Genomic DNA, 22,850 nt, shown 5'->3' with positions numbered 1-22,850 from the left:
TTAGAGATGTTGCGCCATCCACTCTTCTGCGAGTTTTGTCCAAACCGCATGCGTGCCGGATTTATCTCTGAGGGCAAAGCCATGAGGAGCCGTCCCGAATATATGGGCATCGACCTCGCGTTCGGGCTGCTGGGCCGATCTGATCAGGTTAAGCACATGATCCACCGGCACGGACTGGTCATGCAGCGCATAGGCCAGGAATAACGGGATTTTTGGCATCCCGTGAGGAAGTGCCGCAATGCCGATTGGCCAGTCGTTGTAAAAAGCCTGTTTCTCGGCTGGCGGATAGTCGGGTTTTCCCGCAGGCGCCTTGTAATCCCTGTGATTGGCATTCAGCGGTGCATAGGCGATGACTGCACCCTTTGCGGCCAGTGGATGATCCTGACAAGCCATCACGCCCGCCAGATGCCCCCCAGAAGACAAACCGACATGGAAAAGCGGCAGGTGCGAACAGCTGCGATGCAGATAATCGAGGCAGGCGAGCGAGTCGGTCAGCGCGATATCTTTGGGATGAACGCCATCCGCGGCTGATGAGCCTGGCAAACGATGGGTCACGACATAGGCATCGATCGACAGCGAGTTCAGCCAAAGTGCAACTTCGACGCCTTCCTTGTCGTGCATCAGCTTCAGGTAGCCACCGCCGGGATAGATCAGTGCCTGTGCTTTCGGCTCTGCGACACGATAGGCATGCAGTTCCAGCCGCCGGACGGTCTCATAGCTCCGATCCGGCCATGAACCGCTTAGCTGGTTGGGAACACCATCCGAAAGGGGAATGACGTCTCCCTCCACGCTGGTCTCACGATATTGTACATACGCCAAAGCTGTGTCCTCCCCGCAGCATCCTCATCACGTCCTGGTGAAGAGACGCACATGGTGTTCACAGAACGCAGCACGATCAAGATGATGAGGCCAAGCATCTTGACGCATGATGCGCCTGCACGTCTTGGCGTCTGCATGAAATTGATCAGGAATCCTGCTTTTGCGGGCTCTGCATGGCCGGAGCGGGAATCAGTTTGACCGAAGATTCGGCCAGTCCGTGGTGGCCCTCCATATCGACGATCAGGTGCCAGTGCCCGCTTTCGGGCATGACCAGCCGAACCGGTGATTTACGCGCCACCCCACCGACATACTTGAAATCGAGTCGTTCTGTGAATCGCTGATAATTCACAGCGTTCATCAGGCGGATATTGTTGACAGCGCTCAACGTCACTTCGATCGCGGTTCCCGCGCGCTGTGATTTGAGATCGTAATAGGTGAAACGGAAATTCGGCCCCGTCATGTCAGTCTCTTTGATACCCCGTCCAGAGTTGCGCAACCTTAATCGTTATCGGGTTAAGGATTGGTGGAACCTTACCCTTTCTGACGGGTTATATTGGCGAATGACAAAGCCGAGAGCAATCGACGCTGATGTCACAGGAATAAAGCCGGCGGTGCCCGTCCCCTGTGTCGCCCGACAACAATAAATGTGATCTCCAATTTGAACCTCGCCGCGTCCCCTCGGCGAGGTTCTTTTTATGATGTGATGCAACGCCGGTTCTCGGCATCCGGTTGCCGGGGAAATGCCAAGCAAACGATTCTTGTAGTGGTTCGATCGCTTGGCAGCAGGCGGCGCGGATTAGTGCGGTCGGGTGATCGGCAGCAGTTCGTTGCGCCGCAATTCGTCGATTGCGGCCACTGCTTCATCGAGCGGCCAGCCTGCATTGAGTGCAGCTGAAAGCATTTTCAGTTCGGCCTCCTGCTCGAGGGCCAGAAAGAGCGGTTCCAGAGCCTCCTGCACGGTGAGAACATGGTCTTTGGGCGAGGCAACGGGTTGACGTGCGTCGTTCGACATGGATGCAGCTCTCCTCTTTATTTTTGGCGCGAATCCTTTTTCAATTTCCTGAGAGACGAAAAAGTTCCCTCGAAACCACATTTTATTTTTGTACGAGCGGATCGCGAAGAAAAATTCGCCTTTTGAAACGCTTCTGCAGCGGTTGATCAAGCCAGACGGTCAAGCTCCATGAAATGATGACGACAAGTGCGACAAGCATGATGCCTGCAAACGGCGCAAATTGCGGCCCGGTGATGCCGGGAGCAATGACATGTGCCCAGTCCAGCAGCGGTGCGTGCAGGACATAGACGGCGTAGGAGGCCGTTCCGAGGAAAATCGCGACGGATGCCGTTCTCCGACCGGGTATGATCGCGCTCGCCCAGTAGAGCAGCACCGGCCAGACCAGGAAGACGACAAAGAGGTCGAAGATCCAACGCCAGTCGCGCGGCGTCGGAAAAGCAAGGACGGCAATCAGTAGAGCAAGGCAGATCAGAGCCTGCCCCGGGCGGATCACAGGTGTCTTGCGTCGGTAGCGATAGATCAGCATCCCCATTGAAAACGAAAAGAAGACACGTGCCATGCCAGCATACATTTCATGCCGGCGAAAGCCCGCATGCAGGCGATCGAACTGCAGGGCGGCAATCACCAGCAGCACTGCGCTGACTGCAATCAATATCCCGATCTGGCGTGGTGTCGCCCGCGCTCCTCGCAATGCATAGGCGAGGTTCGCCACGAGTTCGTTGAACAGCGACCAGGCCGGATGCACGAGAAAAAGTGCCGCGTTGAACGAGATGGTGATCGGCGAGGGTAGAAAGAGAAGGCCGGTGAAGAAGGCAAGCAGCAATTCGTTCGGGATGACATATTCGTCTGCCATGACGGGAAGGCCCGCGAAATACATTCGGATGTAATAGGCTGTGACCAGCAAGAGCGCGATCGCATAGAGCGGGTAAAGCCTCAGCAGTCGCGCCTTCATGAATTGAAACGACGAGATGCGACCATCCGAAAGCGAAGCACCATAGGCGTGCGCAAGCACAAAGCCGCTCAACGCGAAAAACAGATCGACCCCGAGATAGCTGGAGTGCAGGGCCTTACCCAGCAGATCCTCTGCGTGGCGCTGAATAATGAAGATTGCCGCAATGCCTCTGAGCCCGTCGAGTAGCACGAAGCGGTCTCTGGTCGGAATTTTCGCAATTTCCATGATGCCTCGGGCTGGGTGTTTACGGACTGAGTATATTCACCGGGAAGATAGCACCGATCGCCATCTCGGCCAGATCGAACGCTGTTCCCGGCGACGGAATTCGTCAGGCCCTGAGGCAATATGTGGGAGCGTTCTCGGATGTCTGCGCACTCCTCGCGATGTCGTGACTATCTGGCGCACGTCTTTTTGCTGCGGGTCGGTCGCAGTTAATGGAGTGTTTATAAATTCATGAAAGTAGAAGGTAATCGGTGCGGGATCGTACATGCGGCCAGGGGTAGGGCAAATCCGCGTGAACGACTCGAGGCTTAAGAGCCGGGATGTATCGCCTGCCCATCCGCCAAACGCAGGCTGTGTATGGAGTAATTGTATCATGACCAAGAAGCCCTTCGCGCTAGCGCTCGCCGCCGTTTTCGTTTCCGGTTCCGCTTTTTCTGTATCCGCTGCTGACCTCACAAGTTCTTATGAGCCCCCGGCTTACAATGAGCCTGCTGGCCCGTCCTCCGATTGGAGCGGACCTTACGTCGGTCTGAACGCCGGTACCGCTTCCGACAAGCTGAACCCGTTCTCGGGCGGCTCCGAATTCACCGGTGGCATCCATGGCGGCTACAACACTGAAATCAACGGCGTTGTTGTTGGCGGCGAAGCCGAGCTTTCTCATCTTGGTGATGCCGAAGTGGGTGTTCGCGGCGGCAAGCTGAAGGAACGTTATCGCGTCGCAGCCAAGGGCAAGGTCGGCGCGCCGCTCGGCAATACGCTGGTTTACGGTACGGCCGGTGTGGCCATGACAAGCCTGCGGGATAACGGCGCTACCGAAGGTCCGGACGGCTGGAAGCCCGGCTGGCTGGTCGGTGCAGGTGTCGAGCAGAAGATCACCGGCAATCTCTCGGGTCGCGTTGAGTATAACTACACCCAGACCAACGATGTCCGCAGCTTCCGCGCAGGCACGACCTCCGAGCGGGATATCGGCGATCACACGATCAAGGCCGGCGTGAACTACAAGTTTTAAAATCGCCGGGCCTCAGGGCTCGCGAATGAGATGATGATGGCGTTGCATACCTTCGGGTGTGCGGCGCCATTTTCGTTTGTCTCGATGAAGGTTTCTGGCTGCGGGATAAGCGCGATGAGTTGATGATATGGTGCTGGTGGCATCGATAATCAGAGCATTTGCAGTAATCAGCTTTTCTGATTATAGAAATCGAATTTAAGTATAGAATCATTGATTCATGTGGGCGCGACTTTTATTTTATCATTTCACCGATTTTTTGTTGATGATTTGGCTCTGTAATTGACGGTTGATAGCCATGCGCAAGTATTCGCATCGGTTCATTGTAGATGCATTAATCCATGCGGGGTTTTGTGGTGGCGTTGCAGGTGAACCTGCACTTGATCCGTCGCATGATGCGAGCCGCACCCTATCCTTCGTCATCTCTCGGAAGCCGACGTAAGTCGAGCTGTGGTTATGGCATTTTCGATCCGGTCGATTTCATAGGTAATAATACGATGTTGAAGCATTTACGCATCAGAACCAAGATCCTTCTGTCTATTGGTATATTGGCGCTTATTTCTCTCTGTGGAGCGTCATATCTCACGTACAAGTTCGATGAGGCGAGTGTCGCCTATAACGAGTTCCTCAACAGGGAAGCGAAGGCGGCGCTGTTGTCTGCAAGGGCAAGTTCCGGTGTCAACGGGGCAGCGGTTCGTCTGGGGCGTCTCCTTGTCTTTCCGGCTGACGCACCGCAATTCGAAACGGCACAGAAGGAATTCGATTCCCTTCTTGGTATCGCCGTTGGCCGCATGCAGGAGCTCTCGACGCTTGTCCCGAGCACCAAACAGGCGATGGATAACCTCATGGTCGATATCAACGGCGTTCGGACGCTGCTTGATGACATCGTGAAGCTGCGAAAGAGCGGGCAGGACCAGGCCGCGGTTACACGGATGGCTGCGCTCGAAGGGTTCACGACGCGGATCTCCAAGCAGTTCAATGACAGCAACAGCGCTTTGCAGGCAGTACAGACCGCAGGTACGGATCGATTGGCCACGCTGGTGCATGAGACGGTCGTCACCAACATGGTCGCCATGGTGGTCGGCATCGTCGCCGCTCTCTTGCTTGCCGCCTATTTCGTTCAGAAGGGGATCACCACCCCGATGCATCGTCTGCGCGAACGCATGCAGCTTTTGGCGCAGGGAGATACATCGGGTGATATCGTTGGCATCGATCGGCGCGACGAGATTGGCGATATGGCGGCCACGGTCGCTGTGTTCAGGGAAAATGCCATTGAGCGCACCCATCTGGAAGAGCAGACGCAAGCCAGCAGAAATCTTGTCGAGAGCGAAAGGGAGCGCCAGGAAATCGAAAAGGCGTCCGAAGCCCGGAATGTGCAGTTTGCACTCCAGTCGCTTGGCAATGGCCTGAAGCGTCTGGCAGCCGGCGACCTGTTGACGACGATCGATACACCCTTCGTTGCCGATCTCGACTCGGTCCGCGAGGATTTCAACGACTCGCTGGACAAGGTCCGCGAAGCGATGCAATCCGTTGGCCTCAACGCTCGCGCTATCACTGCGAGTGCCAATGAACTCCTCGCATCGGCCGACGATATGTCCAGCCGCACGGAGCAGCAGGCCGCTTCGGTCGAAGAGACGGCCGCAGCGCTCGAGGAAATCACCACCACCGTCAAAGATGCGGCAAGCCGTGCCGAAGAGGCAAGTCAACTGGTCGCCCGCACCCGTGCGGGTGCAGAGAAATCCGGCGAGATCGTTCGCAATACCGTGGATGCGATGCACCAGATCGAGCGGTCGTCCTCGGAAATCGGCAATATCATCGGTGTCATCGACGATATCGCCTTCCAGACCAATCTTCTCGCTCTGAATGCCGGCGTCGAGGCGGCGCGAGCCGGTGACGCGGGCAAGGGCTTTGCCGTCGTGGCACAGGAAGTGCGCGAACTGGCCCAGCGCTCAGCCGCTGCCGCCAAGGAGATCAAGGCGCTTATCACCACCTCCGGCAGTCATGTCGAACAGGGCGTCAATCTGGTCGGCGAAACCGGAAAGGCGCTGGATGCGATCGTATCCGAAGTGCGTGAGATAAACCGGCACGTTCAGGCGATTGCGGAATCCTCGCGCGAACAGTCGCTTGGCCTTCAGGAAATCAGCACCGCCGTCAATACGATCGATCAGGGCACACAGCAGAATGCGGCAATGGTGGAGCAATCCACAGCCGCCAGCCATAGTCTTGCAAAGGATGCCGAGGCGCTGATGTCCCTGCTTGGCCAGTTCCGGGTCGGCGGCGAAGGTTCTAGTTCTGTGCGGCCTATCGACCGGTATGTGTCTCGTCCCACGGCTCCGGTCCATGTCGCCGAACAGAATGAGCGTCCACGTTCGTCTCCCGCACGTGCGCTGGGCCGCAAGCTGGTTTCTGCATTCGGCGGCGTTTCGGCATCTGCTGCAGTAAAAAATGCGGAATGGACTGAATTCTAAGCGCGTAGCGACTTGAACCCTGAAGGGTTCCAACACTCTTCACGGGCCTTCCGTCTTTTTCGACGGAAGGCCCGTGGCAGTTTAACGGCTCGGCTGTCTTAAACCGGATTGCACGTCATCCCATTACGCCGGGCGTTGGCGATGCAGTCGCTTTTGTTTACATCGGATTCTGTCGAAGCACCCACGATGTCGCCATTCGACGCCGTGCGGCGCCAGCGTCATTGACTGCTGCTCTGATAGATTTCCCAGCTATCCCCATTGCGTTTCTTGCAACTTGGCATCTTGTCCTCCGGTTTGTTGCGAGGAAGACGCTAGGCGATTCTGCAAAGCCGCTCCACGAAGTGGGTGCAGTCAATGGTTGTGAAGTTTCGAAGGCATGGTTGTGCCGTTCTTGACCGCTGCCAAAACTCAGCCGCCCGACCAGAAGCGATCGTGATCGAATTCTTCGGCGATCGAGAGCGGCAGCGGCGTGGCACGCGAGGCCTCGGCAGTCAAATCCGTCAGCGTTCGCCCGACGATGACGGGTGCAGCCATGCCGACATCGCTGCCGGGTGCAGCCAGTGCCCATGAAAGGAGTGTATCCTCGCCGTCGAACTCGTCTTCGACGTCGAGATCCGGCCCGGTGATCGGCAAGGTAGCGATTGAGCCTTCCGGCGTTCGCAGCAGTTTCATGCCATCCGGAGCGGAGAGTGAGGCGAGGGCGCTGAAGGCACGCGTACCCGCTGGCGCGGCAGCCGGCATCGGTCTTGCCGCGAGCACGGGCGCAAGGATTTGCGTCGGCGCCAGCGATGCCGTCTGCACGGGATCAACGTCGACCGCCTTGGCAGGCCGCAGGATCGGCAGTGGTGCGGAAAGAGCGGCAAGGTCGGCGAATTCGGGATCGATCTTGCGGCCGGCCGCGCTCGTTATGACCTTGGGGCTCGTCTGTTCGGCAAGCGCTTCCGCCGCGCGGCTCTTCGGCGTCGGCAGCATGGCGGTCAACAAGCCGCTGCCGCCGCGTTTCGCGCTGCCGCTATCATCTTCGTCATCGGCCGCGGTGCTGGCGATCTGGATCGATTGTGAGCCCACGCGGCGCTTGTAATCAGCGACAGCCTGATCGTAACCGGGGAGTGCCCGGCCGTCAGCGGGAAGATGCATCGTCTTGCCATTGGGGAAGATGCGGGCCAGTTCCTTGCGCGACATGCGCGGCCATGCGCGCACGTTACCGACATCGAGATGCACGAAGGGCGAACCGGAAGTCGGATAGAAACCGACGCCGCCGACCTGCATCTGCATGGCAAGCTGCCGCAGCGTCGAGATTTTTACGCCCGGAATGTAGAAATCCATCGCCTTGCCAAGCGTGTGCTGGCTTTTCTGCGCTACGCCCGAGGAGCGCGAGCGGCCGCGCAGCATGCTGTTGGTGGCGGGCGAGCGATAGGCGGAAACGACGTGGATATAGTCATTGGCGCCGCTGCGCTGGTAAACTTCCCAGACGAGATCGAGCAGGCGCGGGTCCATGCGCGTCGACTGGTTCTTGCGCCAGTCGCGCAGTAGGCGGTTCACCTGGGCCAGCCCCTTCTGGTCGAACCTGCCGTCACGCTTGTAGGTGATGGCGGCCCGCTCGCCGGTATGGGTAAAATGCAGCTTCAGCGTCCGGTCTTCGGCAAAAGCCATCGCGGCGGATCCTGCGAGCGCGGAAAGTGCCAGCACGACGGCACAGGAAGCCTTGGCCATGGTACATGCCGCATCTGCGGCGAAGCCTATAAGGGTGCGCATGGCGCCCGGCACAGGAACATTCGTCAGGGGCTGGAACACGACAGAACTCGCTTTACGCCAAGATCACCAAAGCCGGGACGAACGAAACAAACCCGGCAACCAAGCCGCGATTATGGTCAATGAAATGCTAATAGAAGATTGACGAAAGATGAGCGTGCCGATTTGACACGCTTTCGTGAAGCTTTGGCCGGTATCCCTTGATTTTATACGAGCTGTTCCCGCAGCGGTATCGCGGCTGAAAAGCTGATACGGTTTCATGGATTTTCCCGCTGAAGTCGTGCACGTTCGCCCGTGATATGCTGCAGCGCGCTGGAACAGGTCGCTCCGCGCGCTATCTGCGCGATCGGACGGCTAGCAGGGTATCCCAGGCATTTAGACGGTGAGGGTTCGGATTGATTTTACGATTTCTGGGGACACTCTGCGCAACCGGCGTTCTGCTCGCGCTGCTGTTTTTTGCCGCGTCGCTGACGCCGAGCCTCATGCCGCGGTCCTGGCTTATTCAGGGCGTGCTTTCCGGCGCCTGTGCTGCGGCAGGTTATGCCATCGGTGTCTTCATCGGCTGGCTGTGGCGATATCTTGAACTTCCGTGGTTCTCGAAACACGCGGCACCCTTGCGGGCAACCACCTTGCTGTTTGCCATCGTCGTTTCCGGTGTTTTTCTCTGGCACGCGGTCGGATGGCAGAATTCGATCCGCACGCTCTGGCAGATGCCGCCGCAGGAAAGCAGCGATCCCTTTCGTCTCGCAGCCATTGCCGCCATCACCTTTGCCGTGCTGCTGGCACTCGGCTGGCTATTCCAGCTGGCCGCGAGCCGGTTTTCCCACTGGCTCGACGCGGTCATGCCGCGCCGGGTTTCCAATGTGGTCGGGCTGGCGCTGGCAATCATCCTGTTTTGGACGATCGGGCAGGGATTTTTGGTGAGATGGGCGCTTGATGCGACCGATGCCTCATTCCAGAAGGCCGATTCGCTTATCGAAACGGACGAAACGCCGCCTGCCAACCCCAACATGACTGGCGGGCCGGGATCGTTGGTCGGCTGGGATACGCTCGGGCGGCAGGGCAGGGCCTTCGTATCGACCGGCCCGAAAGCTGCGGCCATCGGTGAGTTTCATCGCAAGCCGGCGCTTGACCCGCTGCGCGTCTATGTCGGGCTGAACAGCGCCGAAACCGTGGAGCAGCGTGCCGCGCTGGCTCTCAGGGAGCTTGAGCGGCAGGGCGGTTTCGAGCGTTCGCTGCTGGTTGTCATCGTGCCGACCGGCACCGGCTGGGTCGATCCGGCCGCCATGGACACGCTCGAATACCTGCATGACGGCGATGTCGCGAGCGTCGCCCTGCAATATTCCTATCTGTCGAGCTGGCTTTCCCTTCTCGTTGAACCGGAAAACGGACAGGATGCGGCGAGAGCACTGTTTCAGGCCATCTACGATCACTGGAAGACATTGCCGAAGGACACACGCCCGCGGCTCTATCTGCATGGCCTCAGCCTCGGTGCGTTGAATTCGCAGCTCTCCACCGACATTTACGATGTGGTGGCCGATCCTTTCCAGGGGGCTCTCTGGAGCGGACCGCCATTCCGCAGCGCCCGGTGGAATGCGATCACCGCGATGCGCGCGCCGGGTTCTCCAGCCTGGCTGCCGAAATTCCGGGACGGATCGATCGTGCGCTTTGCCAACCAGAAGCAGACGGCCGCTGACGGCTTTGCGCCTTGGGGTCCGATCCGCATGATCTATCTGCAATATGCAAGCGACCCCGTCGTCTTTTTCGAGCCGTCCTCGTTTTTCCGCGAGCCTGCGTGGCTTAAAAGCCCCCGCGGACCGGATGTCTCTGCGAGCTTCACCTGGATCCCGGTCGTGACGGGCCTGCAGCTCGCCGTCGACATGGCGATCGCCACAAGCTCGCCGATCGGCCATGGCCACGTTTACGCCCCCGAGCATTATATCGACGCGTGGATCCCGCTGACGGACCCGGCCGTGTCGCCTGACGACGTCATCCGCCTCAAACAACATTTCCGGTCGATCGCCTACTGAGTTTTTCAGACGTCGGAACGCGCCGCGCAATGTGCTTCCGATTGGAAACACAGCGTCCACCATGTCACTGTTTTGTTGATCGCGGGTGTTATGCTCAAGGCAGAGCAAAGCCGCAGTTCATTGTTTTTGCTCGGTTTAGCTTTAAGCCCCGCAATGATCTGCCTCAATGAAGTATCTGCTAAAATCTTCATGTTAACCGGTAACGGTTCCGTTGACGGCGTCTCCAACCCTTGCCTTGCATCGTCAACAGGCCGATATCCGCCCCGTAGTTTTTCCATTGTTGAACTGGAAGTGACAGACATGACCAAGCGAATTTTTGCATCCCCGGGCCGCTATGTTCAGGGAAGCGGCGTCATTGCCGAACTGGGCGATTTTCTTTCTGAAATGGGCACGAATGCCTTGGCTGTGTCCGACGATATCGTCTGGGGCCTGATCGGCTCGAAAGTCGAGAAGGCACTCTCCGGCAAGGTCGAATTCGCCCGCGAAAAATTCAGCGGCGAGGCATCCGTCAACGAAATCAACCGCCTTGTCGATGTTGCGAAGAAGGCCGGCACCAACCTCGTCGTCGGCATCGGTGGCGGCAAGACGCTCGATACGGTCAAGGCAGTGGCAGACGAGCTGAAGCAGCCGGTCATCATCGTTCCGACCATCGCCTCGACCGATGCCCCCTGCAGCGCGCTTTCGGTCATCTATTCCGATGATGGCGTCTTCGAGAAATACCGCTTCTACGCCAAGAACCCGGATCTGGTTCTGGTCGATACCTGGGTCTGCGCCCAGGCGCCGGTCCGCCTGTTTGCCTCGGGTATCGCCGATGGCCTCGCAACTTACGTCGAGGCGCTCGCCGTTCAGCGATCCAATTCGAAAACCATGGTCGGCGGTGCCGCCACCATCGCCGGCATGGCGATTGCCGAAGCCTGCGAGAAGACGCTGCTCACCTACGGACTCAGCGCCTATCAGGCGGTCGAACAGAAACTGGTGACGCCGGCCGTCGAAGCGGTCGTCGAGGCGGCCACGCTTCTCTCCGGCCTCGGTTTCGAAAACGGCGGTCTGGCCGGCGCACACGCCATCCATAACGGCTTTACCGCGCTGCATGGCGATATCCACCACCTGACCCATGGTGAGAAGGTGGCCTACGGCACGCTTGCCCACATGATCCTCGAACAGCGCCCCGACGACGAGATCGCCGGCTATATCGAGTTCTACCGCTCGATCAAGATGCCGGTGACGCTGAAGGAACTGCATCTGGAAGGCGTCTCCCGCGAGGACCTGATCAAGGTCGGCGAACTCGCCAACAGCGATCAGGACACGCTGAAAAACCTGCGCACGGATTTCACTGCCGAAGAAGTGGCCGATGCCATCTTTGCCGTGGATGCGCTGGCAAGGGTCGTCTGATCACCCGATGACAATGCCGCGTGCCGGACGAGGTGCGCGGCTGAACCGTCCGTTGCCGTCCGCGACGGCAACAAAATGCCGCCCGATCAGCGCTGTAAATGCGTTATTACGCAATCACGGCCCTGGGCGGCATTGACCTTTTATGTTGCGCTGCAATATTCGCCTTTGCGAGCCTTGATCCGGATTACACTTCTGTCCGTCGGCGGACGCCGTTTTGATCATCCGAAAGGCTTTATTCTTCCATGGCAACTGGCCTCATTGCACTTCTCGACGACGTGGCGGCGATCGCCAAACTGGCGGCAGCCTCGCTCGACGATCTCGCGACGCAGACCGCCAAGGCAACCACCAAGGCCGCCGGCGTGGTGATTGACGATGCGGCTGTCACGCCGAAATATGTCGTTGGCCTCGATCCGTCCCGCGAATTGCCGATCATCGGCCGCATCGCACTCGGCTCGCTGAAGAACAAGCTGATCATTCTTCTGCCGGCAGCGCTTCTACTTGGTTATTTCGCCCCCTGGGTGATCACCCCGCTGCTGATGCTCGGCGGCATCTATCTCTGCTACGAAGGTGCTGAAAAACTTTACGAGGTCTTCTTTCCCCATGCCGGCTACGGCGATGAGAAGGACGTGCCGGGCGAAAAGACCGATCCGAAGGCGCTGGAAAACCAGAAGGTCAGCGGCGCGGTGCGCACCGACCTTATCCTGTCTGCGGAAATCATGGCGCTGACGCTCGCCGACGTGTCGAAAAGCAGCATCTCGACACAGGGTTTCGTACTCGCCGCCGTCGGCATCCTGATCACCTTTGCCGTTTATGGCGTTGTGGCACTGATCGTCAAAGCCGACGATGCCGGCGTTGCGATGGCGAAAACCTCGTCACCGGCGCTTAAGGTCATCGGCCGCGGCCTCGTCGTCGGCATGCCGGTCTTTTTGAAAATCCTCTCGACGGTCGGCACCGCCGCCATGCTCTGGGTCGGCGGCAGCATCCTCGTCCACGGTCTGGCAGAGCTTGGTTATGCCGCACCCGAACATATCATCCACAACGCAACCGAAACCGTCGTCTCCACCATCACCATCACCATCGCCCCGGCCCTGATCTGCTGGCTGGTGACGTCGGCGCTGCAGGCCGTGCTGGCCATTGTCGTGGGTGGCATCGTTGTCGTGCTGATGGGCTCGGTCGGGGCGCCGGTATGGAAGATGGTTCGCGGCGGGAAGTAGGGCCGGGCTGCGAAAGCCTGATGCGATGAGGCTGACCTTGCGGGCAAGCGTTGCAGCCCTTCAGGCCGCACCTTTCCCAAGCGCCGCCGCGGTCCTCTGTGGATCGGCAGCGATGACCTTGAGATAGGCGCGAGCTGGCTGGTCCGGCTCGGAGCGCCCCTGTTCCCAGTCGCGCAAAGTGCCAAGCGGAATTCTGTAGAGGGTGGAGAATTCTTCCTGGGTAAGACGCAGCGCCCGGCGGATGACCTTCACCTGCGGCATACGCGGAGCGGTGCGAAACTGCTCGGCCGTCATCGGCGGATTGTCGGGATCGGAAAGCGCATTGGCTTCCGCTTCCTCGTCGGTCATCGCGTCGAGGCTGGACCAGTCGGTTCTGCTCTCCTTCTCCGTTGTCATCGTACTATTCATGTCGTTCAACGCAGCATATAGCGACTATCTAGTTGAATATTGGACCTAAATTATACTCATATGAAACTTGGCGCAGAGATGCTCGGTTGACACTTTTAACTGCAAGTCGACCATCTTTTATTGGTCGCCCGAAGACAGCTACATTGTAGATTTTTTCAGGTTTCCAACTGCTGAAATATGATGGATAGATGATTCCCTCATATCCTTTATCAGCGGCAGCTTGCGCAATAGATCGAGTGATCTCGTAAGAAATTCGGTCAGCACTAAATAAATAATGGATTGCGAGATTCATGCTTTCGAATTCTGTTGGGCCGTCGTTCTGGATTTCCGCACGCATATCCAGCAAGCGTAATGTTCGAACGGGTTGTAGATGCGCTACAAAACACTCTTCAGGCAATGTGATCCTGCACTCATGGAAACAAATTTCAAGATTTTGAGAGCCGTATAAGACCGGGAAGTTCTCTTCATCTAAACGGCCAGAGCCCAAAAAACGGTCGGGAGGAGAATCATACTCGTCGAATTCCCCCTCTCGTCCATCGGGAATACCTGTTCTGAGGCGGCAGAAAACAAACTCTGGCTTAGCGATAAACTCAGGGTAGCCATTGACTAGCTCCCTAGCTGCTTTTTTTCGAGACTTGCGAGATCGCAGCCTCCTTAACGGCTCGATCTCCCCTAGTCGCCACAGAGGTGGGCCGTAGTGGAAAAGGCCGACCTCCAGCACATCTTGCAAAAGTTCGGCATCCTTCTGCAGCCAGACGGGAAAGGTCACATTGGAGTTTCGATAGTGATAGGGGTTGGAGACTATCCTTGAGGCTCCGCCGAACTCTGAACGATAAAACGAACCGTCCCAGAAGAAGCGGACCATCAATTCTTCGGCGTTTTCACGCGTGAGTTTCCTGCCGCTCCATGCACCGCATCTTTTGCAACCGCCGATCGCCTTCTTACCTATTTTCTCGGCCTCAATACGTAGGCCATCGTCGGTAAAACATTCAGAGCAAATCGCAAACTTTCCGATTCGTATCGTCATAAACTAATCCCCGCGGTGAACTCAATCACCGCGGGGATTAGTTTATCTAAACTCGGGTTGCCGGAAAGTGGCGGCGCCACTTATCCCTGCAATTATCAAGAGCAACCGCTCGTCGCGCCGCATGTGTCGCACTTCTCACAAGTCCCGTTACGCACCATCGTAAAGTTCTGGCACTCGGAGCACATGTTGCCGGTATAACCCTGCATCATCGATTTCATGCGGCGGTCGGCTTCGATCTTTTTGGCTTCCGTTTTGGCGGCAGCGGCGTCTGCTGCAGCCTTGTCGGAGAAGAGCGCAGTGGCGGCCTGCTTGCTTTCGCTCGCCAGTTCCTCATGGACCTCCTCGGCGATCTCTTCGGCCAGTTCCTTGGCGCGTTCTTCGTAGTCACGCTTGAAGGAGACGACTTCCGAGGTCGAGATGGCGAGCGTCGGTTCCAGCTTGCGGGCGGCAGAGCCGGCAAACGAGGTTACCGTGGCCGAGGCGCGGGCAGGGGCGGCGGTTGCCGAACCCTTGGGCTCGCCGGAAGCGCGGTCGATGCCGCCGGTGCTGGAGACCAGCGTCGGCTTGTAGCCACGGGTCCAGCCGGTCGAGACGAGGTTGGTCTTGCCTTCCTGAATGCCCTTGCCGAGCGCCGTCTGCGAGAAGTCAGACGTGTCGACATGCGCAAGATCGTGACGGCCGAGATAGGAGACGGCGAGTTCGCGGAACACGTAGTCGAGGATCGACGTGGCGTTCTTGATCGCGTCGTTTCCGGTCACGATGCCGGCCGGTTCGAACTTGGTGAAGGTGAAAGCCTCCACATATTCTTCCAGCGGCACGCCGTACTGGAGACCCAGCGAGATGGCGATGGCGAAGTTGTTCATCATCGCACGGAAGGCAGCGCCTTCCTTGTGCATGTCGATGAAGATCTCGCCGATCCGGCCGTCGCCGAATTCGCCGGTGCGCAGATAGACCTTGTGTCCGCCGACATTGGCCTTCTGGGTGTAACCCTGACGGCGGTTCGGCAGCTTTTCGCGTTCGCGGGTCACACGCTCGATGACGCGTTCGATGATCTTTTCGGTGATTTGCACCGCCTGGGCTGCGATCGGCTGCTGCATCAGTTCTTCGACAGCTTCTTCCGCATCGTCCTCGTCGATCAGCGAGGCATTCAGCGGCTGGCTGAGCTTGGAGCCGTCACGGTAGAGCGCGTTGGCCTTCAGGGCCAGCTTCCACGACAGCATGTAGGCGGCGCCGCAATCTTCTACGGTCGCATCGTTCGGCATGTTGATCGTCTTGGAGATCGCCCCCGAGATAAACGGCTGGGCAGCCGCCATCATGCGGATATGGCTTTCGACCGAGAGGTAACGCTTGCCGATCTTGCCGCAAGGATTGGCGCAATCGAAAACGGCCAGATGCTCGTCCTTGAGGAAAGGCGCGCCTTCCAGCGTCATCGCACCACAAACGTGGATGTTGGCGGCTTCGATGTCCTTTTTCGAGAAACCGATATGCTCAAGCAGGTTGAAGCTCATGTCGGCGAGCTGCTCGTCGGAGACCTTCAGCGTGTTCTTGAGGAAGTCGGTGCCCAAGGTCCACTGGTTGAAGACGAACTTGATGTCGAAGGCGGCCTTGGTGGCGCCGTTGATCGCTTCGATCTTCTCGTCGGAAAAACCCTTGGCCTTCAGCGAACCGGGATTGATGCCGGGCGCCTGGTTGATGTTGCCGTGGCCGATCGCATAGGCCTCGATCTCGGCGATCTGGCTTTCGGTATAACCGAGCGTACGCAGAGCTTCCGGAACCGCACCGTTGATGATCTTGAAGTAGCCGCCACCGGCGAGCTTCTTGAACTTGACGAGTGCGAAGTCAGGCTCGATGCCGGTCGTGTCGCAATCCATGACGAGGCCGATCGTGCCGGTCGGGGCGATCACGGTCGTCTGGGCATTGCGGTAGCCGTGCTTTTCGCCGAGCATCAGGGCCTTGTCCCAGGCAGCCTTGGCATGCGCGACCAGATCCTGGTCCGGGTTTTCCGCATCGACCAGCGGAACCGGATTGACCGACAGCTGCTCATAGCCGGTAGATTCACCGTAAGCGGCGCGGCGATGGTTGCGGATGACGCGCAGCATGCTCTCGCGGTTCGGTGCAAAGTTGGCGAACGGACCGAGTTCACCTGCCATTTCGGCAGAAGTCGCATAGGCGACGCCAGTCATGATCGCGGTGAGCGAACCGGCAATCGCACGGCCTTCCTTCGAGTCGTAGGGGATACCCGACGACATCAGGAAACCACCGATATTCGCATAGCCGAGGCCGAGCGTGCGGTACTGGTATGAGAGTTCAGCGATTTCCTTCGACGGGAACTGTGCCATCATGACGGACACTTCGAGCACGACGGTCCACAAGCGAACGGCATGTTCGTAATCGGCAATCGCGATGTTCTTGGTCGCCTTGTCCTTGAACTGGAGAAGGTTGAGCGAAGCGAGGTTGCAGGCCGTGTCGTCGAGGAACATGTATTCCGAGCACGGGTTGGAGCCGCGGATCGGGCCACCGGCCGGCGAGGTGTGCCAGTCGTTCATCGTCGTGTTGAAATGGATGCCCGGATCAGCAGATGCCCATGCGGCATAGGAAATCTGTTCCCACAGGTCCTTGGCCTTCAGCGTCTTCATCACCCGGCCGTCCTTGCGGGCGGTCAGGTTCCACTCGCCGTCGTTTTCGACGGCTTTCAGGAAGTCGTCCTTCAGCGAGACGGAATTGTTCGAGTTCTGGCCCGAAACCGTGAGATAGGCTTCCGAATCCCAATCCGTGTCATAGGTCTTGAACTGCAGATCCTTGTAGCCCTGCTGGGCGAACTGGATGACGCGCTTGACGTAGTTTTCCGGGACCAGGTCCTTCTTGGCAGCCTTGATTTCGCGCTTCAGGGCCGGGTTCTTCAACGGGTCGTAGCAATCGTCGTCAGAACCTTCGCAGTTGACGCAGGCCTTCATGATCGCTTTCAGGTGCTTGGCGACGATCTTCGAGCCGGTGACGAGAGCGGCAACCTTCTGCTCTTCCTTGACCTTCCAGTTGATATATTCCTCGATATCCGGATGGTCGATATCGACGACGACCATCTTGGCCGCGCGACGTGTCGTTCCGCCCGACTTGATCGCGCCGGCTGCCCGGTCTCCGATCTTGAGGAAGCTCATCAGGCCGCTTGAACGGCCGCCGCCGGACAGTTTTTCGCCTTCGCCGCGCAGGTGGCTGAAGTTGGAGCCGGTGCCGGAGCCGTATTTGAACAGGCGTGCTTCACGAACCCACAGGTCCATGATGCCACCTTCATTGACTAGGTCGTCGCCGACGGACTGGATGAAGCAGGCATGCGGCTGTGGATGTTCATAGGACGACTTGGACTTGGTCAGCTTGCCGGTGAAGGGATCGACATAGAAATGGCCCTGGCCGGGGCCGTCGATGCCATAGGCCCAATGCAGGCCGGTATTGAACCACTGGGGGCTGTTCGGCGCGACCCGCTGGGTGGCGAGCATATAGGCAAGCTCGTCCATGAAAGCGCTCGCGTCGTCTTCGGAGGTGAAATAGCCACCTTTCCAACCCCAATAGGTCCAGGTGCCGGCAAGACGCGAAAACACCTGGCGGGCATCGATTTCCGAACCGTAGCGTTCGCCTTCTGGAATGTCCTTCATCGCCTTCTCGTCGGCAACTGAGCGCCACAGGAAGGATGGAACGTCGTTTTCCTCGACTTTTCTCAGGATCTTCGGAACGCCGGCCTTGCGGAAATATTTCTGCGCCAGAACGTCGGTTGCCACCTGGGAAAACTGCGTCGGAACGTCGATATCGGCCAGCCGGAAGACGATGGAGCCATCCGGATTACGGATCTCGCTGGTCGCCTTGCGGAATTCGATTTCCCCGTAGGCGCCTGTCGCAGGCTTGGTGAAACGACGTTCGATGCGCATTGCCTTAGATCCTTCATCCGTTGTCGCCGTGAAAGGCGCACATGTCCGCTGCGGCCGCTCGCCATCATGGGCGGCCGGCTAAAAATTCCATCCAGACTCATCGTGGATGCTTATCTGTATATTGTGCTGGATGGTGGCTGCAAACACTAAATATAGTATTAACAGGTTCTTTCCGCCAGTGCCAATCACGATTGCGGAAACGTTTTCGAGCGCATGAAAACCCGCCGCCGGGCGGTATGTCAAAACACACCTGGCGCTCAATTGTTTCCGTCAAACTCGAAAAAGACCGGCCTCAGTACTCCCGGTCCAGTCGCCGCCGCAACATGGGTTTATTCATGCGGCGATGGCGCGATTCGGTCAAGCCGTAGTTCGTAGGAGTTTTTAAACCACAAGATATTGTGGTTCATGCCTGTGGATAACGGGGAATAAAAAAGCCCTAGGATTCTCAATGTGTTGCGGGAGAAGGTTGAAGCTTGCGCAAGACTTGCGAGTTTCGATTGTGGCGCCATCTGGGCAGCCGAAGTCTTTTAGAACCCCTGTCTCAACGGGCATTTGAGCACTTGGTTATACCATATTGAGACATATGGGTAACACGCTCCCCTAAATACAGAACGGCCCGTCATCCTGTGGATGACGGGCCGGCTATTGACACCAAAACGGCAGGCAACTTCGTAAGGCGGACCATGCAAAACCGCGAGGGCCAGATTATCCGCGATGTCCCTTTGCGATCGGCTCCTGATATGTGAAGCCCAAATCCCAGGGAAAGTAGATCCAGGTATCCTGGGAAACTTCGGTGACGAACGTGTCGATCGTCGGTACGCCGGAGGGTTTTGCATAGACGCAGGCGAAATGCGCCTTGGGCAGCATCTCGCGCACTTCCCTGGCCGTCTTGCCGGTATCGGTCAGGTCATCGACGACCAGCACGCTTTCGCCGTCGTTTTCCAGAAGCTCCGCCGAGATGCCCTTCAGGAGCACCGTCTCGCCCTGATCGACATAGTCGTGGCGGGTGGCGATGCAGACCGTATCGATCAGGCGGATATTGAGTTCCCGCGAGATGATCGCCGCCGGAACCAGGCCGCCGCGGGTGATACAGACGATTGCCTTGAACTCGCGATTCAGACCGGAAAGGCGCCAGGAGAGGGCGCGTGTATCGCGGTGAAACTGGTCCCAGGAAACGGGGAATGCTTTTTCGGGAAGAGACATAGGGTTCTGCCAGGTGCGTGAGAGCTTCGTTGGCTCTCGCTAATAGCGGCAGACGAGGCAGGAAGGCAAGCGGGCCGTGTAGGATCGACCGCGATCGCGGCCAGATATGGCCTCAATCCTCTGCGAAGCGGGTACCGCCCATTTGGTCGTAAGGAGTATTGGATGGACGAACTGGAAAAGGCCGCGCGCGGATTGCTGTATGACGCAAATTACGATCCGACGGTTCTGGAAAAACGCAAGGCGGCAAAACGTGTCCTGCACCGGCTGAATGCGCTCTCACCGGATCAGGATGTAGAACGTGCAGACCTGATCCGGGGACTGATGGGAAGGATCGGCAGGAATTTCGTCTTCGACGGCGCGATCCACTGCGATTACGGCTTCAATATCGAGATCGGCGACGATTTCTACGCCAACGTCAACCTCGTCATTCTCGATGGCGCAAAGGTCACCATCGGCAACAATGTCTTCATCGCCCCGAATGTAGGCATCTACACGGCCGGTCATCCTCTCGATCATCAGCGCCGCAATGCCGGCCTCGAATATGCCCTCCCGATCACCATAGGCAATAATGTCTGGATCGGCGGCGGGGTCTCGATCATGCCAGGGGTCACGATCGGCGATGGTGCCGTGATCGGCAGCGGCGCCGTCGTCACACGCGATATCCCGAAAAATGTCGTTGCAGCCGGCAACCCGGCGCGGGTGATTCGCGAGATTACTGCGGAAGATGAAAAACGACAGACTTTTGGCCGCAAATAGCCGCGTTGGTGAAAAGAGCAACGGCAGCGGCCAATCAGCCGCTGCCGCATCCAGCTTTACCGCGACAGAAGCGTCAGCGCCGTCATCGAATCGAGCAGGCTGCGGGTGACGCCGCCGAAGAACATCTCCCACCAGCGCGAGTGCCCGTAGCCGCCCATGACCAGCAGGTCGATGCTTTTATCGGCCAAGCGGTTTTCGATCGCCGCAGCCGGAGAGGCGCCACCGCTGTCCTGCGTCGTCAGGGTGACGGAGATACCGTGACGGGCAAGCGTGGCGGCCAGATCCGAACCGGCAAGCTCGCGATCCCTGTCGCCGCGGTCCGGCGGGTCTATGACCAGCACTTCGACCGAGGAGGCCTGCTTCAACAGAGGCAGGGCATCGAAAGTGGCGCGAGCGGCCTCACGCGAACCGTTCCAGGCGATCAGAACACGCTCGATCGGCTTCGGTTGCTTCAGCGTGTAGGGTACCAGCAGCATCGGCCGGCCGCTTTCGAACAGGAACGTTTCCAGATCGGCGCGATGATCGGCTTGGGAAGGGCTGCTCTGGTTGGCAACGATCAGGTCGGCGGTCCGCGCGACCTCCTGCACGGAACTCGACGCATAACCGGCTGCCAGCATGTAACTACGCCATTCGGCCGAAAGCCCCTCGCGGGTGGTCCTCTGGCGAAAGATCTGTTCGATCGCCTGTGTTTCTCTCTGCGCGCTTTCCTGCAGGATTTCGATCGCTGTTGGATCGGGAATTTCCATCGGCGCGATCAGCGGCACCGCGGCGAGCGTTTCCGTGTGAACTCCGACGAGATGCGCAGAAAACTGCTCGGCGATCGCGACGGCAAAGTCGGTGATTTGCGGTGCATTCCGCTGCGTGTCGAGAACGGCAAGAACCGTCTTGTAGGACATGGACATCTCCTCATTACCGGCTTCGTTTCGAGCCTTGTTCCAATAAGGTGGGGCTGCTGCGGCGAGGGTCAACGGCTGCCCGTCATGCATCATGCATCCGCAGTAGGATTGGCCGAAATTCCCTTGCCATCAAGATTTGCAATCATCGCTGAGACGGCGTCTGCCGCCGCATCCATGGCCTCGGCGTCGCGGGCCCGCACGACGATCTCGGTGGAGAATTTCTTTCCGTCGAAGCGCGGATAGGAGCCGATGCTGGTGTCCGGATGCGCCTTCTGAATATCCGACAGCAGCGTGCCGATATCGCCCTCGCCATAGGGGCAGGAGACGGCACGGGACAACATCTTGGCGCCGCTGCGCAAAGTCGGCAGAACATTGTCGACCATCGCCTGGAACACTTGCGGCACACCCGCCATCACATAGACATTGTCGACAATGAAGCCGGGTGCCGTGGAAACCGGATTGGCGATATGCGTGGCGCCTTCCGGCATCCGCGCCATGCGCTGGCGGGCAGGAGTGAATTCCATCTCGCGCCGCTTGTACATCTCGGCGAGCAGCGTCATCGCGTCGGGATCATGAATGCAATCGACACCAAAGGCTTTGGAGACCGCATCGGCGGTGATGTCGTCATGGGTCGGACCGATCCCGCCCGAGGTGAAGACATAATCGTAGCGCGCCCTCAATGCGTTGAGCGCCTCGACGATCGCCTCTTCCTCATCTGCGACGATCCGAACTTCCTTCAGGTCGATCGCCGACAGCGTCAGCATATCGGCCAGATGTCCGATATTCTTGTCCTTGGTGCGCCCCGAAAGCAGTTCGTCGCCGATGGCAAGCATGGCTGCGGTCACGATGATGGGGGAGGCGGTATGACTGGACATGTTTGGGCTCGCTTTTTTCGATGGCTGGACGTTAGCCCGCCTGCCGGGGAATGCAATCCCACCGGCTAGGACTTGATAACGCGCAAATTGAAGAAGGTATGCTGAGGTCGTTCGAAAATAGTGGACAGTGCGTCGTGAGGCTAGCGTCTGGCGGCGCATGCTGGTGTCCGATAGCTTCCGGCCATACGCTTGTAACAAGGCAGGTCGATGATAATCGAGTTCTTGAAAAATCTGTTCGGCGGCGCACCTACGTCAAGTTCCGCAACGGCTTCCACATCCCCAAAGGAAATGAAGAAAATGACGAAAGTTCTGGTTCTCTATTATTCCTCTTATGGCCATATCGAAACGATGGCCTATGCGGTCGCCGAAGGCGCAAAGTCCGCCGGTGCCGAAGTCACCGTGAAGCGCGTTCCGGAACTGGTTCCGGAAGAAGTCGCCAAGTCTTCCCATTTCAAGCTCGACCAGGCTGCACCGATCGCCACCGTCGATGAACTCGACCAGTATGACGCGATCATCGTCGGATCTGGAACGCGCTTCGGCACAGTCACATCGCAGATGCGCAATTTCTGGGATCAGACCGGTGGCCTGTGGTTCGCAGGCAAGCTGGTCGGCAAGGTCGGCTCGGTGTTCGCCTCTTCCGCCACCCAGCACGGCGGCCAGGAATCCACCATTCTCGGCTTCATTCCGACCCTGCTGCACCACGGTATGGCGGTTGTAGGTCTTCCCTATTCGTTCCAGGGCCAGATGGGCACCGAAGAAGTCAAGGGCGGCTCTCCCTACGGCGCAACGACGATCGCCAACGGCGACGGCTCGCGCCAGCCTTCCGAAATCGAACTGGAAGGTGCACGATTCCAGGGCGCCCACGTCGCCAAGATCGCTGCCAAGCTTTCGGCCTGATCTC

18 protein-coding genes are annotated in these 22,850 nt (G+C 58.4%); 7 read left to right on the top strand and 11 right to left on the bottom strand.

What is annotated here, in order from left to right:
• From FHP24_RS01980 to FHP24_RS01965, 4 genes are all read right to left on the bottom strand, one after another.
• Positions 1-819, bottom strand: a complete 819-nt coding sequence (locus tag FHP24_RS01980) for a prolyl oligopeptidase family serine peptidase (protein ID WP_210237802.1) — start codon at positions 817-819, stop codon at positions 1-3.
• A 145-nt stretch (positions 820-964) separates the two neighbouring features.
• Positions 965-1,279, bottom strand: coding sequence for a DUF1883 domain-containing protein (locus FHP24_RS01975; protein ID WP_139672131.1), 315 nt, complete (start codon positions 1,277-1,279; stop codon positions 965-967).
• A 336-nt stretch (positions 1,280-1,615) separates the two neighbouring features.
• On the bottom strand, positions 1,616-1,831 hold the full coding sequence (locus FHP24_RS01970) for a hypothetical protein (protein ID WP_139672128.1): 216 nt from the start codon (positions 1,829-1,831) through the stop codon (positions 1,616-1,618).
• A gap of 82 nt (positions 1,832-1,913) precedes the next feature.
• Positions 1,914-3,008: an acyltransferase family protein gene (locus tag FHP24_RS01965; protein WP_139672125.1), complete on the bottom strand. Its 1,095-nt coding sequence runs from the start codon at positions 3,006-3,008 to the stop codon at positions 1,914-1,916.
• Between the two features lie 370 nt (positions 3,009-3,378).
• On the opposite strand from FHP24_RS01965, the gene FHP24_RS01960 reads away from it, so the two are divergent.
• Together FHP24_RS01960 and FHP24_RS01955 are read left to right on the top strand one after the other, a co-directional pair.
• On the top strand, positions 3,379-4,014 hold the full coding sequence (locus FHP24_RS01960) for an outer membrane protein (protein WP_139672122.1): 636 nt from the start codon (positions 3,379-3,381) through the stop codon (positions 4,012-4,014).
• A 494-nt stretch (positions 4,015-4,508) separates the two neighbouring features.
• On the top strand, positions 4,509-6,479 hold the full coding sequence (locus FHP24_RS01955; RefSeq protein ID WP_139672119.1) for a methyl-accepting chemotaxis protein: 1,971 nt from the start codon (positions 4,509-4,511) through the stop codon (positions 6,477-6,479).
• A gap of 408 nt (positions 6,480-6,887) precedes the next feature.
• On the opposite strand, the gene FHP24_RS01945 is transcribed toward FHP24_RS01955, so the two are convergent.
• Complete coding sequence (locus FHP24_RS01945) at positions 6,888-8,234, bottom strand: DUF882 domain-containing protein (protein WP_139676077.1); 1,347 nt, start codon at positions 8,232-8,234, stop codon at positions 6,888-6,890.
• 392 nt (positions 8,235-8,626) lie between these two features.
• Here FHP24_RS01945 and FHP24_RS01940 point away from each other — a divergent pair, with 392 nt between their 5' ends.
• The 3 genes from FHP24_RS01940 (at position 8,627) to FHP24_RS01930 (ending at position 12,867) form a co-directional block, all read left to right on the top strand.
• Positions 8,627-10,261 (top strand): alpha/beta hydrolase, encoded by a 1,635-nt coding sequence (locus FHP24_RS01940; RefSeq protein WP_246091567.1) that lies wholly within the window; start codon positions 8,627-8,629, stop codon positions 10,259-10,261.
• 300 nt (positions 10,262-10,561) lie between these two features.
• Positions 10,562-11,653: a glycerol dehydrogenase gene (locus tag FHP24_RS01935; protein ID WP_139672116.1), complete on the top strand. Its 1,092-nt coding sequence runs from the start codon at positions 10,562-10,564 to the stop codon at positions 11,651-11,653.
• Positions 11,654-11,895: 242 nt separating this feature from the next.
• Positions 11,896-12,867, top strand: a complete 972-nt coding sequence (locus FHP24_RS01930) for a DUF808 domain-containing protein (RefSeq protein ID WP_139672113.1) — start codon at positions 11,896-11,898, stop codon at positions 12,865-12,867.
• Positions 12,868-12,927: 60 nt separating this feature from the next.
• On the opposite strand, the gene FHP24_RS01925 is transcribed toward FHP24_RS01930, so the two are convergent.
• The 4 genes from FHP24_RS01925 to gpt all read right to left on the bottom strand — a co-directional run bounded on the left by FHP24_RS01925 (position 12,928) and on the right by gpt (position 19,422).
• Positions 12,928-13,215 carry a helix-turn-helix domain-containing protein gene (locus FHP24_RS01925; RefSeq protein ID WP_139676075.1) on the bottom strand — a complete coding sequence of 96 codons (288 nt, stop codon included), beginning with the start codon at positions 13,213-13,215 and terminating at the stop codon, positions 12,928-12,930.
• An 88-nt stretch (positions 13,216-13,303) separates the two neighbouring features.
• Positions 13,304-14,302 carry an RES domain-containing protein gene (locus FHP24_RS01920; RefSeq protein WP_210237801.1) on the bottom strand — a complete coding sequence of 333 codons (999 nt, stop codon included), beginning with the start codon at positions 14,300-14,302 and terminating at the stop codon, positions 13,304-13,306.
• A gap of 95 nt (positions 14,303-14,397) precedes the next feature.
• Entirely contained in the window at positions 14,398-18,219 is a 3,822-nt protein-coding gene (locus tag FHP24_RS01915) for a vitamin B12-dependent ribonucleotide reductase (RefSeq protein WP_139672111.1), read from the bottom strand.
• A gap of 705 nt (positions 18,220-18,924) precedes the next feature.
• Positions 18,925-19,422, bottom strand: a complete 498-nt coding sequence (gene gpt / locus FHP24_RS01910; RefSeq protein ID WP_139672108.1) for a xanthine phosphoribosyltransferase — start codon at positions 19,420-19,422, stop codon at positions 18,925-18,927.
• 162 nt (positions 19,423-19,584) lie between these two features.
• Between gpt and FHP24_RS01905 the strand changes: the two genes are divergently transcribed.
• A complete protein-coding gene (locus tag FHP24_RS01905; protein ID WP_139672105.1) occupies positions 19,585-20,178 on the top strand; it encodes a sugar O-acetyltransferase in 594 nt (197 codons plus the stop codon).
• A 56-nt stretch (positions 20,179-20,234) separates the two neighbouring features.
• On the opposite strand, the gene FHP24_RS01900 is transcribed toward FHP24_RS01905, so the two are convergent.
• Both FHP24_RS01900 and FHP24_RS01895 read right to left on the bottom strand, forming a co-directional pair.
• Complete coding sequence (locus FHP24_RS01900; protein WP_139672101.1) at positions 20,235-21,074, bottom strand: universal stress protein; 840 nt, start codon at positions 21,072-21,074, stop codon at positions 20,235-20,237.
• A gap of 89 nt (positions 21,075-21,163) precedes the next feature.
• Positions 21,164-21,949 (bottom strand): competence/damage-inducible protein A, encoded by a 786-nt coding sequence (locus FHP24_RS01895; RefSeq protein ID WP_139672098.1) that lies wholly within the window; start codon positions 21,947-21,949, stop codon positions 21,164-21,166.
• Positions 21,950-22,246: 297 nt separating this feature from the next.
• Between FHP24_RS01895 and wrbA the strand changes: the two genes are divergently transcribed.
• Positions 22,247-22,846, top strand: coding sequence for an NAD(P)H:quinone oxidoreductase type IV (wrbA, locus tag FHP24_RS01890; protein ID WP_139672093.1), 600 nt, complete (start codon positions 22,247-22,249; stop codon positions 22,844-22,846).
• Positions 22,847-22,850 lie beyond the last annotated feature (4 nt).

It is taken from the genome of Aliirhizobium smilacinae (assembly GCF_006335145.1).
Taxonomy (GTDB): Bacteria; Pseudomonadota; Alphaproteobacteria; order Rhizobiales; family Rhizobiaceae; genus Neorhizobium; species Neorhizobium smilacinae.
Note: the sequence above shows the minus strand (reverse complement) of the source record. Positions and strands in the feature narration are given on the sequence as shown.

What these genes read in the sequence shown, in the direction of transcription:
- FHP24_RS01920 (WP_210237801.1), bottom strand. Translation starts at nt 14,302, where the DNA reads ATGACGATACGAATCGGAAAGTTTGCGATTTGCTCTGAATGTTTTACC.
- gpt (WP_139672108.1), bottom strand. Translation starts at nt 19,422, where the DNA reads ATGTCTCTTCCCGAAAAAGCATTCCCCGTTTCCTGGGACCAGTTTCAC.
- FHP24_RS01945 (WP_139676077.1), bottom strand. Translation starts at nt 8,234, where the DNA reads ATGCGCACCCTTATAGGCTTCGCCGCAGATGCGGCATGTACCATGGCC.
- wrbA (WP_139672093.1), top strand. Translation starts at nt 22,247, where the DNA reads ATGACGAAAGTTCTGGTTCTCTATTATTCCTCTTATGGCCATATCGAA.
- FHP24_RS01975 (WP_139672131.1), bottom strand. Translation starts at nt 1,279, where the DNA reads ATGACGGGGCCGAATTTCCGTTTCACCTATTACGATCTCAAATCACAG.
- FHP24_RS01960 (WP_139672122.1), top strand. Translation starts at nt 3,379, where the DNA reads ATGACCAAGAAGCCCTTCGCGCTAGCGCTCGCCGCCGTTTTCGTTTCC.
- FHP24_RS01930 (WP_139672113.1), top strand. Translation starts at nt 11,896, where the DNA reads ATGGCAACTGGCCTCATTGCACTTCTCGACGACGTGGCGGCGATCGCC.
- FHP24_RS01895 (WP_139672098.1), bottom strand. Translation starts at nt 21,949, where the DNA reads ATGTCCAGTCATACCGCCTCCCCCATCATCGTGACCGCAGCCATGCTT.
- FHP24_RS01935 (WP_139672116.1), top strand. Translation starts at nt 10,562, where the DNA reads ATGACCAAGCGAATTTTTGCATCCCCGGGCCGCTATGTTCAGGGAAGC.
- FHP24_RS01925 (WP_139676075.1), bottom strand. Translation starts at nt 13,215, where the DNA reads ATGACCGACGAGGAAGCGGAAGCCAATGCGCTTTCCGATCCCGACAAT.
- FHP24_RS01905 (WP_139672105.1), top strand. Translation starts at nt 19,585, where the DNA reads ATGGACGAACTGGAAAAGGCCGCGCGCGGATTGCTGTATGACGCAAAT.
- FHP24_RS01915 (WP_139672111.1), bottom strand. Translation starts at nt 18,219, where the DNA reads ATGCGCATCGAACGTCGTTTCACCAAGCCTGCGACAGGCGCCTACGGG.
- FHP24_RS01970 (WP_139672128.1), bottom strand. Translation starts at nt 1,831, where the DNA reads ATGTCGAACGACGCACGTCAACCCGTTGCCTCGCCCAAAGACCATGTT.
- FHP24_RS01900 (WP_139672101.1), bottom strand. Translation starts at nt 21,074, where the DNA reads ATGTCCTACAAGACGGTTCTTGCCGTTCTCGACACGCAGCGGAATGCA.
- FHP24_RS01965 (WP_139672125.1), bottom strand. Translation starts at nt 3,008, where the DNA reads ATGGAAATTGCGAAAATTCCGACCAGAGACCGCTTCGTGCTACTCGAC.
- FHP24_RS01955 (WP_139672119.1), top strand. Translation starts at nt 4,509, where the DNA reads ATGTTGAAGCATTTACGCATCAGAACCAAGATCCTTCTGTCTATTGGT.